The 17,362-nt window shown below is 58.9% G+C and carries 18 protein-coding genes and 1 pseudogene; 13 read left to right on the top strand and 6 right to left on the bottom strand.

Annotated features, from left to right (window positions below):
* Window positions 1–86: 86 nt before the first annotated feature.
* The 9 genes from ACYVDM_RS00795 (at window position 87) to ACYVDM_RS00755 (ending at window position 8,388) form a co-directional block, all read left to right on the top strand.
* Window positions 87–1,061 (top strand): RluA family pseudouridine synthase, encoded by a 975-nt coding sequence (locus ACYVDM_RS00795; RefSeq protein WP_415790600.1) that lies wholly within the window; start codon window positions 87–89, stop codon window positions 1,059–1,061.
* Window positions 1,049–1,834, top strand: a complete 786-nt coding sequence (pgeF, locus tag ACYVDM_RS00790; RefSeq protein WP_415790602.1) for a peptidoglycan editing factor PgeF — start codon at window positions 1,049–1,051, stop codon at window positions 1,832–1,834. The genes ACYVDM_RS00795 and pgeF overlap by 13 nt, the downstream gene beginning before the upstream one ends.
* 142 nt (window positions 1,835–1,976) lie before the next feature.
* A complete protein-coding gene (gene phaC, locus ACYVDM_RS00785) occupies window positions 1,977–3,599 on the top strand; it encodes a class I poly(R)-hydroxyalkanoic acid synthase (protein ID WP_415790604.1) in 1,623 nt (540 codons plus the stop codon).
* A 74-nt stretch (window positions 3,600–3,673) separates the two neighbouring features.
* Complete coding sequence (gene phbB / locus ACYVDM_RS00780) at window positions 3,674–4,411, top strand: acetoacetyl-CoA reductase (RefSeq protein WP_415790606.1); 738 nt, start codon at window positions 3,674–3,676, stop codon at window positions 4,409–4,411.
* 98 nt (window positions 4,412–4,509) lie between these two features.
* Window positions 4,510–5,082: a polyhydroxyalkanoate synthesis repressor PhaR gene (gene phaR, locus ACYVDM_RS00775; protein ID WP_415790608.1), complete on the top strand. Its 573-nt coding sequence runs from the start codon at window positions 4,510–4,512 to the stop codon at window positions 5,080–5,082.
* Between the two features lie 123 nt (window positions 5,083–5,205).
* Window positions 5,206–5,742 (top strand): iron transporter, encoded by a 537-nt coding sequence (locus ACYVDM_RS00770; protein WP_415790610.1) that lies wholly within the window; start codon window positions 5,206–5,208, stop codon window positions 5,740–5,742.
* Complete coding sequence (locus tag ACYVDM_RS00765; RefSeq protein ID WP_415790612.1) at window positions 5,742–6,101, top strand: cupredoxin domain-containing protein; 360 nt, start codon at window positions 5,742–5,744, stop codon at window positions 6,099–6,101. Before ACYVDM_RS00770 ends, ACYVDM_RS00765 begins: the two co-directional genes overlap by 1 nt.
* A gap of 12 nt (window positions 6,102–6,113) precedes the next feature.
* Complete coding sequence (locus ACYVDM_RS00760; RefSeq protein WP_415790614.1) at window positions 6,114–6,950, top strand: FTR1 family iron permease; 837 nt, start codon at window positions 6,114–6,116, stop codon at window positions 6,948–6,950.
* A gap of 58 nt (window positions 6,951–7,008) precedes the next feature.
* Window positions 7,009–8,388: a 4Fe-4S binding protein gene (locus tag ACYVDM_RS00755; RefSeq protein WP_415790616.1), complete on the top strand. Its 1,380-nt coding sequence runs from the start codon at window positions 7,009–7,011 to the stop codon at window positions 8,386–8,388.
* A gap of 238 nt (window positions 8,389–8,626) precedes the next feature.
* On the opposite strand, the pseudogene ACYVDM_RS00750 reads toward ACYVDM_RS00755, so the two are convergent.
* From ACYVDM_RS00750 to ACYVDM_RS00735, 4 genes and pseudogenes are all read right to left on the bottom strand, one after another.
* Window positions 8,627–8,965 (bottom strand): annotated as a pseudogene (locus ACYVDM_RS00750) (BON domain-containing protein); the annotation flags it as partial.
* Window positions 8,966–9,037: 72 nt separating this feature from the next.
* A complete protein-coding gene (locus ACYVDM_RS00745) occupies window positions 9,038–9,202 on the bottom strand; it encodes a DUF1328 domain-containing protein (protein ID WP_415790618.1) in 165 nt (54 codons plus the stop codon).
* A gap of 43 nt (window positions 9,203–9,245) precedes the next feature.
* Window positions 9,246–9,446: a CsbD family protein gene (locus tag ACYVDM_RS00740; protein ID WP_415790620.1), complete on the bottom strand. Its 201-nt coding sequence runs from the start codon at window positions 9,444–9,446 to the stop codon at window positions 9,246–9,248.
* A gap of 191 nt (window positions 9,447–9,637) precedes the next feature.
* Entirely contained in the window at window positions 9,638–10,771 is a 1,134-nt protein-coding gene (locus tag ACYVDM_RS00735; RefSeq protein ID WP_415790622.1) for a GNAT family N-acetyltransferase, read from the bottom strand.
* Between the two features lie 72 nt (window positions 10,772–10,843).
* Between ACYVDM_RS00735 and ACYVDM_RS00730 the strand changes: the two genes are divergently transcribed.
* On the top strand, window positions 10,844–11,662 hold the full coding sequence (locus tag ACYVDM_RS00730; protein WP_460475293.1) for a ferritin-like domain-containing protein: 819 nt from the start codon (window positions 10,844–10,846) through the stop codon (window positions 11,660–11,662).
* Between the two features lie 33 nt (window positions 11,663–11,695).
* On the opposite strand, the gene ACYVDM_RS00725 is transcribed toward ACYVDM_RS00730, so the two are convergent.
* The gene (locus ACYVDM_RS00725) at window positions 11,696–12,640 is read right to left on the bottom strand and encodes a LysR family transcriptional regulator (protein WP_415790624.1); all 945 of its coding nucleotides are present in this window, start codon (window positions 12,638–12,640) and stop codon (window positions 11,696–11,698) included.
* A gap of 172 nt (window positions 12,641–12,812) precedes the next feature.
* Here ACYVDM_RS00725 and ACYVDM_RS00720 point away from each other — a divergent pair, with 172 nt between their 5' ends.
* The 3 genes from ACYVDM_RS00720 (at window position 12,813) to ACYVDM_RS00710 (ending at window position 16,431) form a co-directional block, all read left to right on the top strand.
* Window positions 12,813–14,015, top strand: a complete 1,203-nt coding sequence (locus ACYVDM_RS00720; RefSeq protein WP_415790626.1) for a pyridoxal phosphate-dependent aminotransferase — start codon at window positions 12,813–12,815, stop codon at window positions 14,013–14,015.
* A 63-nt stretch (window positions 14,016–14,078) separates the two neighbouring features.
* Window positions 14,079–15,062, top strand: a complete 984-nt coding sequence (locus tag ACYVDM_RS00715; protein ID WP_415790628.1) for a Bug family tripartite tricarboxylate transporter substrate binding protein — start codon at window positions 14,079–14,081, stop codon at window positions 15,060–15,062.
* Between the two features lie 94 nt (window positions 15,063–15,156).
* Window positions 15,157–16,431, top strand: coding sequence for a lytic murein transglycosylase (locus ACYVDM_RS00710; RefSeq protein ID WP_415790926.1), 1,275 nt, complete (start codon window positions 15,157–15,159; stop codon window positions 16,429–16,431).
* Between the two features lie 10 nt (window positions 16,432–16,441).
* Here ACYVDM_RS00710 and ACYVDM_RS00705 read toward each other — a convergent pair whose 3' ends face one another.
* Window positions 16,442–17,350 (bottom strand): D-hexose-6-phosphate mutarotase, encoded by a 909-nt coding sequence (locus ACYVDM_RS00705; RefSeq protein WP_415790630.1) that lies wholly within the window; start codon window positions 17,348–17,350, stop codon window positions 16,442–16,444.
* Window positions 17,351–17,362 lie beyond the last annotated feature (12 nt).

Here is a 17,362-nt window from a genome sequence, read left to right as displayed (position 1 = left end):
CGGTTTGAGAGGGCTGCAGTGCGGAAAATCACGAGATTCAATTCCTTGGTGTTAGGATGGCACGCTGAATTATATGATTTTGCTTCATGTCCCATATAGACGCCCCTGCCGTTGATGGCGCTGACCTTTCAGCGGATGACGAACCTCAGTGTATTACTGTACCGCCCGGCACGCGCGCCGACCGCCTGGATAAGGTCCTGGCGGCGCTGCTCGACGGGCATTCCCGCAACCGCCTGCAGGGCTGGATCGAGGCTGGCTGGGTGCAGGTCAACGGCGGCGCCGCCAAGATCCGCCAGGTCGTAGGCCCGGGTGACGTACTGACAGTCTGGGAGCAGCCCGCGCCCGAAAGCCTGGCGTTTACCCCGGAGCCCGTCGAATTCGGCGTTGTCGACGAAAGCCCCGACTGGATTGTCGTGAACAAGCCCGCGGGGCTGGTGACCCATCCTGGCGCGGGCAATTGGCACGGCACCTTGCTCAATGGGCTATTGCACCGCTATCCGGAGCTCTCCCGGGTAGCACGCGCCGGCATTGTTCATCGTCTGGACAAGGACACCTCGGGTCTGATGGTCGTCGCGCGCAACGACCTGGCGCAGACGCACTTGGTGCGGCAATTGCAGGCACGCAGCATGGGCCGTGAATATATCGCGTTGGCCCACGGCTGGTTCACCGCCGCCGGCACGGTCGATCGCGCCATTGGCCGGGACCCGCGTGTACCCGTGCGCATGAGCGTCGAGCGCCCGATTGCGCCGAAACCTGCTGTTACTCATTATTCTCCTTCGAGGCAGGGACGCGCGCCGGCAGGCGAACCCGTCACCGAAGTCATTTGCCGCCTGGAAACGGGCCGCACGCATCAGATTCGCGTGCACCTGGCTAGTCTGGGGCATCCACTGCTCGCCGATACGCTGTACGGCGGACGGACGGCCTCGGGCGCATCACGGCAAATGCTGCATGCGCGCGTCTTGCATTTTGACGATCCGGGCGGCAGGGGGCAGGCCACTTTTCGTGCCGATCCGCCGAACGACATGCGCCAGGCGCAGGAAGCCACACAATGGAACAACTGATCGGCGGATTGCCCGTCATCACAGGCCCGCAATGGCCGGGTGTTCAGTATTTTTGTACAACGCGTGCGGGCGGCGTGGGCGTTGCGCCGCATGACACGCTCAATCTGGGCCTACGAGCGGATGACGTGCCCGAGACAGTGCGGGAAAATCGCCGTCGCGTACGTGCGGCGGTGCCGGCCGATCCCTTATGGCTGCGCCAGGTGCATGGCGCCGAGGTAGTTGACGCCGATCGTGTGGGCAGCCTCTCTGCCGGGGCGCAGGACGGACTTCCGGTTGAACCGGCTGTCGACGCGAGCGTGACGGCGATGCGCAGTCGGGTGCTTGCCATTATGGTGGCCGATTGTTTACCGGTCATCATGACCGATCTGGATGGCACCGTCGTTGGCGCCGCGCACGCGGGCTGGCGCGGACTGGCGGGAGGTGTGCTGGAGAACACATTGCAGCAGTTGCGCGCCAAAGCACCCGCCGCGCGCGGCTGGCGTGCCTGGATCGGCCCGGGTATTGGTCCGGATCACTTTGAAGTCGGAGAGGACGTGCTCGCCGCCTTTGCCGCAGACGGTCCGGCGGCGCTGGCGTGTTTTACGCCGCGCCCGCAGCATTCCGGTAAATGGTTGGCCGATCTGCCTGCGCTGGCGCTGTTGCGGCTGCGTCGGGCGGGGGTCGAGGACGCCCATGCTTGCGGCCTGTGCACGGTCTCTGATCCGGCGCGGTTTTTTTCGTACCGGCGCGATGGCACGACCGGTCGTATGGCGCTGCTGGCGTGGCGGGACTAGGTTTTTCCGTATAAACGCGAGTCCTTGTATACCCGCATTGACAGTCACCAGGGGGCAATGCAACATCGGTAATGTCACGCCGTTAATCCGCAGGGTATATCCATGATGATGCCCCTGCTTTTGTCCATAACAAGGTGTCGAAGTGAACGCCCCTATTTCCGCTGCTTGGCCTGTTCCGGTTAGCGTGGCGCCGGACGCGCTGGCAGACATTCAGGCCGACTTTTTGCGCGAGTGGCAGCGCATCTGCGACGAAGCCCAACGCGGCACACTGGCGCCGCCAGCCGATCGCCGTTTCCGTGGTGCGGCTTGGGCCGCCAGCCCTCAGCATCTGCTGATGGCGCATGCTTATCTGCTGTCGGCCCGCGTGTTGTCGCGGATGGTCGATGCTGCCCAAGTCGGCGAGCCCTTGCGCAATCGTCTGCGTTTTTCCATCATGCAATGGGTCGATGCGCTATCGCCCTCTAATTTCCTGGCTTTCAATCCCGACGCGCAACAAGCCGTGATCGATTCCGCGGGTCGCGCGCTCAGCGATGGCCTGGCCAATCTGGCCAACGACATACGCAAAGGCCGGATCAGCCAGACCGACGACAGCCAGTTTGAAATCGGCGCTAACGTTGCCACCACACCTGGGCAGGTTGTTTTTCAGAATTCGCTATTCCAGTTGATTCAGTACACGCCGCAAACGGCGACCGTGCACGAGCGCCCGCTGGTGATCGTGCCGCCCAATATCAACAAGTACTACATTCTGGATTTGCAGCCCGCCAACTCGTTCGTGCGCTATGTGGTCGAACAAGGGCAGACAGTTTTCATGGTGTCGTGGCGCAATCCGCTTTCCACGGATCAGGACGGCGTGCAACAGGCGAATTGGGTCCAGTATCTGGATGAGGGTGTCCTCAAGGCCTTGCAGATCGCCAGCGATATCAGCAATCAACCTCAGGTCAACGCCTTGGGTTTTTGCGTCGGGGGCACCATGTTGGCGTCGGCACTGGCGTTAGCGCAGGCGCGCGGCGAAACACCTGTGGCGTCATTGACGCTGCTGACGACGCTTCTCGATTTTCACGATACCGGCGTGCTGCAAGTCTTTGTCGACGAGGCCCATGCCTTGCTGCGGGACCAGCAAATCGGGCAGGGCGGGCTGATGCCCGGTCGCGACCTGTCCACGACATTTTCTTTTTTGCGGCCCAATGAGCTCGTCTGGAATTACGTCGTCGGCAACTACCTCAAAGGTCAAATGCCGTCCGCGTTTGATCTTTTATTCTGGAATGGCGACAGCACCAATTTACCCGGACCTTTCTTTACCTGGTATTTCCGTAATACCTATCTCGAAAACAATCTCAAGGTGCCCGGTCGCGCACGCGCCGGGGATACCGCGCTGGATTTGACACGCCTGAAGATGCCCGCGTACCTATATGGTTCGCGTGATGATCACATCGTGCCCTGGACGTCCGCGTATGCGTCGACGCAATTGCTGCGCGGGCCGCAGCGTTTCGTGTTGGGTGCGTCGGGACACATTGCGGGCGTGATCAATCCGCCGCAGGCAGGCAAACGGAATTACTGGGTCAATGAGGATCCGGCCTTGCCGGGGGATCCTGGTGTCTGGTTGGCGAATGCGCAAGAGCACGCAGGAAGTTGGTGGCCTGATTGGTCACGTTGGCTGGCCGGGCATGCTGGCGCAAAACGCAAGGCACGCACGTCCGTCGGTAATACCCGCTATGCTCCTATCGAACCGGCACCGGGCAGCTATGTAAAAGTCCGGGCAGATTGAGTAGACAGTCCTGCAAATATGAAGCAACAAGCAGCCGCAGTTATTGACGCGCCCAGCGCGCAGGAGGAAGGCAAATGAGCGGGAAACTGGCATACGTTACGGGTGGCATGGGCGGCATTGGCACGTCAATCTGCCGCCGGCTGGCTAAAGACGGATTTCGCGTGGTCGCCGGTTGCGGCCCCAGCCGCAACTATCAACAATGGATAGACGAACAGGCAGCTCAGGGCTATACCTTCCATGCATCGGTCGGCAATGTGTCCGACTGGGATTCGACGGTGGACGCGTTTGAACGCGTCGTCAACGAGCTGGGGCCCGTTGACGTGCTGGTCAACAATGCGGGGATTACCCGCGATGGCCTCTTTCGCAAAATGTCGGCCGATGATTGGCGTGCCGTGATCGATACCAACCTGAACAGCTTGTTCAACGTGACCAAGCAAGTCATCGAGGGCATGGTCCAGCGCCAATGGGGTCGCATTATCAACATCAGCTCGGTCAATGGGCAAAAAGGGCAGTTCGGGCAGACCAACTACTCGACCGCGAAGGCCGGCATCCACGGCTTTACCATGGCCCTGGCCCAAGAGGTCGCCAGCAAAGGCGTGACGGTCAACACCATTTCGCCAGGTTATATTGGCACGGACATGGTCCGCGCCATCCGGCCCGACGTCCTGGAAAAAATCGTCGCCACGATTCCGGTGCGCCGCCTCGGTACGCCCGAAGAAATCGCATCGATGACCTCGTGGCTGGCCTCTGACGAATCGGGGTTTTCGACGGGGGCGGATTTTTCGCTCAATGGCGGCCTGCACATGGGCTGAAGACAGATCGGCCGGAACGTCTGCGGACTTTTCGGCCGGCGGGCTTACACTAGGAATACTTTAAAGTTAAAAGAGATCAGCCGATCTCGGGGACAACCATGACGCAAGCTCAAACTGGCGCCAGTCTGCGCCTGATTAAAAAGTACCCCAACCGTCGTTTGTACGATACGCAGACCAGTACCTACATTACATTGGCTGACGTCAAACAACTGGTGTTGGCCACCGAAGAATTTCAAGTCATTGACGCCAAGAGCGGCGACGATTTGACGCGCAGTATCCTGCTGCAGATTATTCTCGAAGAAGAAAGCGGGGGCATGCCGATGTTCTCGTCGAACATGCTCTCGCAGATCATTCGCTTTTATGGACATGCCATGCAGGGCATCATGGGCTCGTACCTGGAAAAAAACATCCAGGCGTTCATGGAGATCCAGCAACGCATGGCCGAGCAATCCAAAGGCCTGTATGGCAGTCAGTTCGGCCCCGAGGCCTGGACGCAGTTTATGGATGTCCAGACCCCCATGCTGCAGAACATGATGAACAACTATATTGACCAAAGCAAAAATCTGTTTGTGCAGATGCAAGATCAGATGCAGGATCAAACGCGCGCGATGTTCTCCACGTTTCCTTTCACGCCGGGTGGTCCCGGGCAGGGTGGCAGCGGCCGCAAATAGCCGATTGCTTCAGGTTCGTGTCAGAGAGTCGTCAGGCCTCTGTCAGCGCACCCACGATACAGTAATGAAAACGGTTCTTGTTTAACAGAACCGTTTTGTTTTTTACTGTACTTGGGATGCCACATGCTTAAAAAAGTCTTGGTGCTGGCCGCTGGCCTGGCACTGTCGGGTTCGGCAATCGCCGTCGAATACCCCATCGGTAAACCAGCCGAAAAAGGGGGGATGGAGATCGGCGCAGTGTATCTGCAGCCCATCGAGATGGACCCGGCCGGCATGATGCGGCCCGCACAGGATTCCGACGTGCACCTCGAGGCCGATATCCACGCGATGGCTGACAACAAGACCGGTTTTCCCGAGGGCGAATGGGTGCCCTATCTGGTCGTCAATTACGAGATCCAGAAAGTCGGCAGCGAGCACGTGCAAAAAGGCACCTTTATGCCTATGGTCGCCAACGATGGCCCGCACTATGGCGACAACGTCAAGCTCGAAGGCCCCGGCAAGTACAAACTGAAGTACAACATCTTGCCGCCCACGGCTGGTCATGACGCACATTTCGGCCGCCACATCGATAAGGAAACCGGCGTGGGTCCGTGGTTCGAGCCCTTCGAACTGGATTACGAGTTCGTCTATGCCGGCACCGGTAAAAAGGGTGGGTACTGATGGTGCGTGGCCGTACGGTCGGGGCCACGGCGCTGGCATTGTGCCTCAGTCTGTCCGCCATCATGCCAGGTATGACGCGCGCGGCCGATCTGCCCGTTTTCAAGCTGATCTTTAAATCAGACGGCACCTTTGAGCCTACGCGTCTTGAGGTGCCTGCCGGGCGGTTCAAGATCGAGCTCGTTAATCAAAGCAACGAACCCGTCGAGTTCGAGAGCATCCCCTTGCGCAAAGAAAAAGTCATGGGGCCAGGCGTCAGCTCTTTCGTTGTCATCACCATTTCGCGGCCGGGCGAATATCCGTTCTTTGATGATTTCCATCAAGACGTGCGCGGCACGCTGGTGGTCGTTCCCAAGGACTGATCCGGCATATTTATGGAACAGGTACTTTTCATCGTCTGGCGTGAAAGCGTCGAAGCCCTGTTGGTCGTGGGCATTTTGTATTCATGGCTGCGTGCTGCGCCCGAAGGGCGTCGCGGCCTGCCTTACTTGTGGGGTGGCGTTGTCGCTGGTTTGGCGTTGGCGGTGGCACTCGCCCTGGTGTTGTTGGGCGTCTCGTCCTGGCTGAGCGACGAAGGCCAGGAGTGGTTCCAGGCCATCATGTCATTGGCCGCGTGCGCGCTGGTCGTGCAAATGATTGTATGGATGAAGACGCATGGCCGTACGCTCAAGAGTGAGTTGCAGTCGGGGGCCAACGCATCCTTAGCGGACAACAATTGGTGGGGCCTGCTGATATTGGTCATGATTGCCGTCGCCCGCGAGGGCAGTGAAACCGTCGTGTTTCTGTATGGCACCGTGTCCGCCGTGCAGGGCGCCGACATCTGGAAACTCACCCTGGCCGGTAGCGCGGGTTTTGCGATTGCGCTGTTGACGTTTGGGCTGTTGCAACTGGGCGGCAAGCTGATTACCTGGCGCCGCTTTTTCCGATTGACTGAAATTTTGCTGTTGTTACTGGCTAGTGCTTTGTTGGTGGGCGGACTGGATCGCCTGATTTCGCTGGGCGTGTTGCCGACGCTGGTTGATCCGGTTTGGGACAGTTCCGCATTGTTGGACGATAGCAGTGGTCTGGGCAAAGTACTTGCGGATTTTGCCGGCTATCGTGCTTACCCGGCGTTGACCTCTGTCTTGCTATGGGTCGCCTACTGGATCGTGGTGTGGGCCTTGCTACGCAGGGCAGACCAGCCTCGCAAGCCAGCCCCCATTCCTGCCTGATCTGAAACAAGCAACACGGGTCGGTGCTGATGCCGGCCATGGCACTAAAGGTTCATTCATGGCCGCCGCACTCGGGCGCTATACCACTCGCTTCGCTGATTTTCTGCGTGATCACGCATCGCTGCTGCGCAAGCTGCAATGGGGCATTGTCGGCGCTTATGCGTTCCTGTTGATTGTGCCGGTCTTGTTGCCGCTTCCCGACAATGCCGCGTCCGTCTTCAACAACTTAACCATCGTGGCGCAGTTCGCGTTCTGGGGCGTATGGTGGCCTTTCGTGCTGGTGTCCATGCCGTTGTTGGGACGAGCCTGGTGTGGCTGGTTGTGCCCGGAAGGCATGTTGACCGAATGGGCCAGTGAACATGGGCAGGGCCGTGCCATCCCGAAATGGATGCGTTGGGGCGGTTGGCCCTTTGTGGCATTTGGCTTGACCACCATTTACGGCCAACTGGTCAGCGTATATCAATATCCCTTGGCGGTACTGGTCGTGCTGGGGGGATCGACCGTCGCGGCCATGATCGTTGGCTGGCGTTATGGTCGCAGCAAGCGCGTCTGGTGCAAATATCTTTGCCCGGTCAATGGTGTGTTCAATTTGTTGGCCAAGTTGGCGCCGTGGCATTTCAAGGTCGACGAAGAGGCCTGGCGGCGTCCCGTCATTCGTATCGAATCCATAAACTGCGCGCCGCTGGTACCGCTGCGTCATATGCAGGGCGCGGGCGATTGCCATGCCTGCGGACGTTGCAGCGGCTATCGGGGGGCGATTGCCTTGACACCTCGTTCGCCCGAGGAAGAAATTGTGCGCGTGGCCACCGGTGATGCGTGGCAAACCGCGCTGATCTGTTTTGGCTTGATGGGCATCGCGATCGGCGCTTTTCTCTGGAGTGCCAGCCCCTGGTTCGTGACGGTAAAACAATGGGCGGCTGTGTGGCTGGTTGAACGCGACATCTTATGGCCGTTGATGGACAACGCGCCGTGGTTCATCCTGACCCACTACCCTGAACTCAACGACAGCTTTTCGTGGTTGGATGGCGCAGGTATTTTGTTGTTTGTGGTTGGCAGTACGGTATGCGTGGGCGGTGTGGCGCTGATCGGATTATGGTTGGCCGATCTCGTTGCGCCGGCCAAGCTGTCGGGAGGACGTTTCGCTGGCGTGCATAAACTGGCGCAAGCCTTCATTCCCGCTGCAGGCATCGGCGTATTTCTTGGCCTGTCCGCCACGACGATTACCTTGCTGGGACACGAGGGGTTGAATACGAGCTGGGCCGATCCCGTGCGCTTTACCTTGCTGACCTTGGCCGTCGGCTGGTCGATGCGCTTGGGATGGCGGCTGCTGGCGCAACGTACGGTGTCCGGGCTACGCAAGTTGGTCGCGTGGGTGTTGATGGCGAGTGGTTTGATACCGTTCTGCGTCGCATGGGTACTGTTTTTTGCGGTGTGGTGATCAAGCGCTTGATGATCGACTCGTGCGGGGGCGGGTCTTGAGCCCGGTGCGATGTACGCTCGTGGCGACACAATCAAAGCGGGCCGCGGAAATATGCCATTTCCGCGGCCCGAGACTGACTTACTGAGACTGACTTACTGAGACTGACTTAATGCGCTAATACGCGTTACTTTGCTTGGGTTGGGGCGGGTTCGCTCGTCATGGGCTCGGTCGTTGTCGAATCGGTCTTGGCTGGTTCAGCCTTGGCCGGATCGACGGTGAGATTGTTCTGCACCTGTTTGACGCCCTCGACACCGCCCGCGGTGTCAGCCGCTTGCTTGACTTCGGCATCAGTGCCCACCGTACCCGTCAGCGTAACGTTGCCGTCTTGTGTTTCGACCGAAATATCCAGCGCGCTGAGCGAGGTGTCTGCCACGAATGCCGCTTTTACTTTGGTCGTAATCATGGCATCCGATGCGTACTCGCCTACGGACTGCTTGTTGGTATCCGTTTCAGCCGCGTACGTCACGGTGCCGACGGTACCGAGCACGGTACCGGTGCTGATGGCCGTGGCAATGATCAGTTTACGCATGTTCATAGAGATTCTCCTTCTACGTTGCGATGACGCGGTGGGTTAGGTGGCGTGCGGCGCCGTGACGGGCCGCCCGGATTATTTCTTCCTGAATACACCACTAAATATCGACAGCAATGCCAGAATCAGGAATACAAAGAACAGAATCTTGGCGATCCCTGCCGCGCCGGCGGCGATACCACCGAAACCTAATACGGCAGCAATGATGGCGATGACGAAAAACACAACAGCGTAGTACAGCATTTCGGATCCCTCCTTTTACGCGATGAGCGATTGGAGTCGAGGATTAGCGATTGGAGTCGAAAAAAGTACGCACTTCCTTTTCGGCCTCTTCTCGTGTCTTACCGTAACGCTCTTGGATCAAGCCCGTCAAACGTTCCGCGTTACCTTCAACGCGTGTCAGTTCATCATCGGTCAGCTCGCCCCACGCTGCCTTGGCTTTACCCGTCAACTGTTTCCACTTTCCTGCAACGATGTCGTTGTTCATGTGAACCTCCTTGTTGATGAGCCTGTTATCACCGTACGGGCGGTCGTGGACAGTGTCAAACGATGCTGTAGACAAATGTAACGACTGAGGTCTTGATTTGTTTACAGCAGAGAGGCGGGCGTGATACCTGTTCGGTTAGTTACGGTTGAGTAGTGTCAAGAAACGTTCAGACAATCAATCGTAACGGCGATTTACATCACGCGGCGAAACGGCGTATGCGTTTCCAGTTCGTCCAGATAGCCATCTATTGCCTGGGTCTCTCGTTGCAGATAATCCTCAATGGCGGCGGAAAATCGCGCATCGGAAATCCAGTGCGCCGACCATGTAGGGGTGGGCAGCAGGCCGCGCGCCATTTTGTGTTCACCTTGGGCACCGCCTTCAAAACGCGTTAGCCCGTGCTGAATGCAGTAGTCAATAGATTGTAAATAGCAGGTCTCGAAATGCAGGCCCGGCACAAAATCCAGGGCACCCCAATATCGTCCATACAGGGTTTGACCTCCCAGCATGTTTAACGCGGCGGCTATGGGCTCTGCGCCGCGCAACGCCACAATCAGGACCATGGAATCGTTTAATTCTCGATGCAAACGTTCAAAAAACTCGGCGCTTAGATAAGGCGCATTGCCGTGCGCAAAATAGGTTTGCTCGTAGCAGCGATAAAAGAACGACAACGATTGCGCATCAATCTGCGCACCGCGCAGCCAGCGATAGTGAATACCGGCAGCCTGTACTTTTTTGCGGTCCTGGCGAATCTTCTTGCGCTTGTCGTGATTCAGGGCCGCCAGGAATACGTCCAGATTGGCATAGTCCGCATTGCACCAGTGAAACTGTATGCCTTCGCGCACCATATAGCCCGCCTCGTGCAGGGCGGCTAAATCGTCGTCGGTAGGAAACAGCACATGCAGTGACGAGACTTTCAGGCCTTGCGCCAGTTCGATCAAACCGCGCGCCAACGTCAATCGGTCCGCCGCGTTGCCGGCCAGCAGTCTGGGTCCGCTGACCGGTGTAAAAGGTATCGATGTCAACAGCTTTGGGTAATAGCGCAGTCCGTGCCGTTCAAAGGCATCGGCCCATGCGTAGTCGAACACGTATTCTCCACGCGAATGCGCCTTCAGATACAGCGGCACGCCGCCGACCAATTGGCCCGCACGCCGCAGTACCAGGTAATACGGCGTCCAGCCCGTCTCCGGGGCGGCACAGCCGGTCTCATGCAGCGCCGACAGAAATTCGTGGCGTACAAAAGGTTGATCACCCGCCAGAGCATTCCACTCGGACGGATCGATTTGGGATAACGAGGGTGCAACGCCAAGCTGCGCAGAGGAGGTCATGGGCGTAATGATAAAGTCTGGCTGGCAGGCTGCCTGCAACGATGTTGTGTTTTACACCCTGATTGTTTCTCAATGACCGACTCCGCGTTTTCCCCCGCAACCCATATCGAGATGCGCCGTCAGGCGCTCGCCGCGTTGGCCGCCCGCGCCTGGCCGGACAAACTGGCCGCCGTGCGAGCCATTGATGACGATACGATGATCGCGGTGGATGCCAACCTGCAGGAGCCCGCCCGGATACCCGGGCGGCCGGACGCGCCCGAACTGGTGCCACCTCAGCAAGTCAAGCAACGCTCGGTCCAATCGCCGGAGGGGCGTGCGGTGCTCCTGCACGCCTTGGCACATATTGAGTTCAATGCGGTGAACCTGGCACTGGATGCGGTGTGGCGTTATGCCGGTATGCCCGAGGCGTTTTATCGCGATTGGCTGCGCGTGGCGCGCGAAGAGGCCTACCATTTTGAGTTGCTTAATACGCATCTGGGCACCCTGGGCCATGCTTACGGTGATTTTCCGGCGCATAACGGCTTGTGGGAAATGGCAGAAAAAACCCGGGACGACTTGCTGGCCCGACTGGCACTGGTCCCGCGCACCCTTGAGGCCCGGGGCCTGGATGCCTCGCCCCTGATTCGGGACAAACTGATCGGCGCGGGCGACAAAGCGGGTGGAGCCATCCTGGACATTATCCTGCGCGACGAGATCGGTCATGTGGCGATCGGCAACCACTGGTACCGTCATTTGTGCACCCAGCGCAGCCTGGATCCGGTCGCCTGCTACGCCGAGTTGGCGCAGCGCTACAACGCCCCACGACTGCGCGGGCCATTCAACCTCGAGGCGCGCCGTCAGGCAGGTTTTGACGAGGCGGAACTGGAAGCATTGCAGCGGCCCCCCTCGTAGGCCGGCGCTCATCGCGGCCTTGGCAGGTCGTCGTTAATCTAAAGGAATCGTCGGATTCAGTGCACTATCGGCCGTGGGAAATGTGGGGCGGCTAGAAAAATCGCAGACCTCGATGGCCTTGTTGATCACCAGATCCAAGACGGGCGTCCGGTTGTCTTCGTGGAACACTGCGCTATAGATCGCGGTCGGTGGCATGGGATCGCTGCGCACGATTTTCAGCAGGCCGTCGTCGATATCCTGTTTCACATAATCAAATGGCATCTGACTGATGCCGACCCCGCAAGCGACCATTTCACGACGTACCACCAGACTGTTGGTCGTAAATACCGGGCCAAATACAAAGCCGCTTTCCGCGCGCCAGTCGGAGTAATAACGTGTTTTGGCCGAGTCCTCGACTTGTTCCAGCACGGGATAGGCCGCGAACTCCGCTGGTTGCAATGGACGGTCGGGAATCGGAACGTGGGCGCCTACCACCCAGCAGTCTTCCGTCTTGCCGACAGGGACAGTGGTGTAGCCATTTTTCCAATAGGTGCCGGCCATCATCGCGACGTCGAGCCGTCCCAATTCCACGTTGCGAAACAGCGTAATGCCCGACTCCACCAAGGGCTCGAGCCGCAATTCCGGGTGGCTGTTATGGAGTTGCTGGATCAAATCGGTAAACCAGGTCAGCGCGATCAGCTCCGTGACACCAATGCGCAGCACACCTCGAATTTCGTGCTGTGTGCTCGCCAGATTCTCAATGCGGGCACGCAATTGCATCGCCTCGGCGGCGACAGGCACTAAACGTTGGCCCAGGCCCGTGGTGCTCAGGCCGGTCGGGCGTCGGTGCAGCAAACGTCCCCCCAGCATGGTTTCAAGCTCGCTGACGCGCTTGGAAATCGCCGATTGAGTGGTGTACAGACGGGTCGCCGCGGCGTTGAAGCTGCCCAGTTTGAGGCTGAAATGAAACGCTTCGAGTTGCTTGAAAGTAGGATTCATGGGGGCGAACCGAAGGGCCGGCTTAGGCGAATGGGGCGAATTTGACGCAAGCCATTATCGAATGTGGCAAGAAAAAAAGGAATACCCCGGTGTTCCGATTATTCGCTATATCCGTGACGGCCAGTGCCAGATAATCCAAGTCATTCTTATGACAGCGGACGGTGGCTCGGCCATGATTGCTATTTCTTCTCGTTTACAACGTATCAAGCCTTCACCGAGCTCCATGGCTGGGGCACGCGCCAGAGAACTCCGGGCCCAAGGGCGTGACATCGTCGGCCTGACTGCTGGTGAACCTGACTTCGATACGCCCCAGCACATCCAGGAGGCCGCCTGGCAGGCAATGCAGCAGGGCAAGACCCGCTACACCGATGTGGGTGGCACACTTGAGTTGCGCGAGGCGATCCGCCAAAAATTCCTGCGTGAAAACGCGCTGGACTACGCCGTTAACGAGATCGTCGCCGGTACCGGGGCCAAGCAAATCGTGTTCAACGCTTTGATGTGCACGCTTGAGCCGGGCGACGAAGTCATCATTCCGGCGCCTTACTGGGTGTCGTATCCAGACATCACCTTGCTGGCCGACGGCAAGCCTGTGATGGTGACGGGTTTGCCTGAACACGGCTTCAAGCTTCAGCCTGACGATCTGGAGCAGGCGATCACCCCACGCACCCGCTGGCTGCTGCTGAACTCGCCCAACAATCCTAGTGGCGCCACCTATACCCGCGAAGAACTGGTCGCGTTGGGCGAAGTGCTCAAGCGCCATCCTCACGTTTGGGTGATGACCGATGACATCTATGAACATCTGATTTATGACGGACGAGAGTTCGTCACGATCGCCCAGGCGGTGCCCGAGCTGAAAGAACGCACGTTGACCATTAACGGCGTATCCAAATCGTATGCCATGACCGGCTGGCGCATTGGCTATGGGGCAGCACCGGCCGAGTTGTGCAAAGCCATGACCAAGCTGCAGTCGCAAAGCACCTCGAATCCGAACTCGGTGGCGCAGGCGGCGGCGGTCGCGGCCTTGAATGGCCCGCAGGACTTTATTCAGACCAGCCGTCACAGTTTTCAGACGCGACGCGATCTCGTGGTCGAAACCCTGAATCGCATCGACGGCATCCACGCGTATCGGCCGGAAGGTGCGTTCTATATTTTTGCCGCGTGCGATGCGCTGTTTGGCCTAAAGACGCCCGATGGGCACGTCATTAAGAGTAGTGACGATTGGGTGATGCATTTGCTCGATTCGGAAAATCTCGCGGTACTGCAAGGCAGTGCTTACGGGATTCCGTCGCACTTCCGTTTGTCCTTTGCCGCAAGCGAAGAGCAATTGCTGCAAGGGTGCAGCCGTGTCGCGCGGGCACGTGCTTCGCTTTCGTAGTGTTAATTGGATTACACGCGGTTGATCAATAACCGCATTGATAGTTGATAGCCAGGGGATTACATGAAAACAAAACGTAGACTGCCGCGTATCAAAGGACTCGTGGCAGCACTGTCCATGGTGACGGTAAACGCGTTCGCAGCGGACTTTCCCAGCCAGCCTTTACACATTCTGATTGGCTTTTCACCGGGTGGCTCTAATGACCTGGTTGCTCGCTTGATCGCACCCGAACTCAGTAAAGAACTGGGCCAGCAGATTGTTATCGAGAACAAGCCCGGCGCCAATGGCAACATCGCCGCGGATGCGTTGCTAAAGGCTACGCCCGATGGGCACACTCTGTTGATCTGCACGTCAGGGTTCATGTCGGTCCAGCCGTATTTGTATCCCAGTCTGCGGGTCAAGCCGGCAACGGACATTTTGCCCGTGACCCTGATTGGAATGACCCCGTATCTCGCGTTGGTGAATGCCAGCGTGCCGGTTAATTCCATGCAAGAGTTGATCGACTATGCCAAGAAACATCCCGGTGAATTGAGCTATGCATCCTCTGGTGTCGGCGCGGCGGGGCATTTGGTTGGCGAGGCCGTGCAGCATCTGGCGGGTGTCGAGTTTCTGCATATCCCCTACAAGGGCACGGGCCAGGCGCTGGCCGATCTGGTGTCGGGTGAAGTCAAAATGATTTTTGACCAACCCATCAGTTCTTATCAGTACGTGAAAAGCGGACAATTGCGCGCCTTGGCGGCGGTCAATCCCAAACGTCTGGCCGCTTTCCCGGATATCCCCTCCATATCGGAATCATCATCGCTGCCCAACTTTGATTTAGTCCCCTGGACGGGTTTGTGTGCGCCCAAGGGCACGCCCCAGGAAGCCATCGACAAGGTGCAGCAGGCCGTAACCAAAGTCCTGGCCAAACCCGAGATTGCCAAGCGTTTGAGCGGTGACGGGGTGGAACTCGTGGGGAATACGTCGGCTGAATTCGCTACCTTCCTGCAAGAGGATCGTGCACGCTGGAAGCGTGCTGCGGAAAACGCAGGTATTCCTCCGACTTGACCGGGGCTGGGTAAGGGCAGGATGGCACGGTTCGTTACAGCGCGATACCACGAACGCACATTGCCGCTCGGCATGTGGCGCACCTGCCTATAAAATCGTGGGCATGAAACCACGATACTCCTTGCCCGTACTTTCCCTCGCGCTCTGGGCGGGCGCTGCCTATGCGGCAGAGCCCGCGCCAGGCGCGACGGCCGACTCCTCTGCAGATTTCGCGCAATGCCTGTCGCAACTGCGCGGGCAGGCCATCAAGCAAGGCGTATCGGCCAGCACGTTCGATACCTACACCCAGGGGCTCGAGCCCGACCTGAGCATCCTACCTTTGCTGGACGCACAGCCCGAGTTCAAAACGCCGATCTGGGATTATCTCGCCGCGTTGGTCGACAACGAACGTGTCGCCGATGGCAAGCTCGCCATGCAGCAATGGCAATCTGAGCTGACCCGGGCGCAATCGCAGTTTGGCGTAGACCCCGCCACCGTCGTCGCGGTGTGGGGCGTAGAAAGTAATTTCGGCAAAAATCTCGGCGGCCGTCCCTTGTTGACGTCCTTGTCGACTCTCTCGTGCATGGGACGGCGACAAACCTACTTTCGTGGCGAGTTCTTTGCCACGCTGAAAATCATCCAGCAAGATCACTTGGGTCCCGAACGGCTGAATGGCTCTTGGGCCGGCGCGTTTGGTCAAACCCAGTTCATGCCCTCGACGTATATGCGACTCGCGGTGGATTTCGATGGTGACGGGCGTCGTGATCTCGTGGACAGTGTGCCCGACGCATTGGGATCCACGGCCAACTTTCTCAAGCGCGCCGGGTGGAAAGCCGATCTGCCTTGGGGCTTCGAAGTCCGCCTGCCTGATGGCATGAATACCGAGGGTGCAGGACGTCGCAACAAGCAAGCCATGTCGGCCTGGGCGGCAAAAGGCGTCACCCGGGCCGATGGCAGTCCATTGCCCTCGGGCAACACGCAAGTCGGGCTGCTGTTGCCGGCGGGCGCCTCGGGCCCGGCCTTTTTGGTGACCCGTAATTTCGATGCGCTGTACTCGTACAACGCGGCCGAGAGTTATGGCTTGGCGATTGCCCACTTGTCAGATCGTTTGCGTGGTGGTGGACCTTTTGTCCAGGCTTGGCCTACCGATGATCCGGGTATCTCGCGCGCCGAGCGACGAGAATTGCAGTCGTTGTTGATTGCGCGCGGGTTCGACATCGGTGAGCCCGACGGCATCATAGGCTCGCGCACCCGCAAAGCCCTGCAAGACATCCAGCGCGAGGCGGGATTCCCGGAAAATGGCCGCGCTGGAATGAAGTCCTTGCAGTGGCTGCGGCAGAACACCTCGGCGCAACCCGTCACTGCGACGAGACCTGCCCCTCAGCAGTAACGCGTCAGGGTCAGGCGCCTGCCGCGTTCCAACTGATAGACAAGGACACCGTCTCAGTGTCGCCAGGCGCCACCGTAAGCGCATCGTCCAGTACGCGCGCGGTTTCGATGCAGACCATGCGCAGCCATTCGTCATCGGCCATATCGCTCAAGTGTGCGGCTTTCGTAGGGCCAGGGTTCCACACGACCGTCGATCGCGAGTCGGGCGATTGCAAACGGATATGGCGTTGCCAACCCGGATCCTGCAGGGTGACGGGGGCCGTGGTGTCCAGGTAGATCCTGTCGGTTTCACCGTTCAGCGTGACGGGGCCGCGCTGCTGATGCGGCGTCCAGTCTTGCGTCGTATCCAGATATTGGCGACCCTCCAGTCCCTGGAGGGTGACATGGCGACTGTCAGACACGGCCAAATAGGTATGCAGCGCCAGGGCCGTCGTCAGTGGGGCCTGCCCCTGATTATGAACCGCCAGGCTCAGTTCGATGCGCTTGCCGAATCGCATCCGCAGCGTTAACTGCGCGTGATGTGCCCAGCCTGCGGCATAGTCGCGCGGGGCCGTGAAAGCAAAGAGCAGTTCAACCGATTCGGGTTCGACGCGTTGTTCCGTCAACGCCCAGTCGGCCTGACGCACCCAGCCGTGTGACGACGCTTTGCCTTGTGCCTGTACGCTATCGCGCACAGATGCCGGATTGCGTTCGTAAACCCCAAACCACGGCCAACAAATGGGGATTCCCCCGCGCACCGGTGCGCCGCGCTTGAACTCCGCCTGCTCGGACAGCCAGACAAGCGGGCGGCCGCCGTTCGGGGTGTAGCTCAGCAATTGTGCCCCCTGTTGGGCGATGAGGGCGCTGCCGTAGGGCGTGCTGATGCGCCAGCCTGAGAGCGCGCCGATCGCGCTGGGTTCGATGCGTGAGTGCAGAGTCATGAGCCATGCCTG

It is taken from the genome of Bordetella tumulicola, from assembly GCF_054779135.1.
This window is presented reverse-complemented; position numbering and strand designations above follow the sequence as displayed.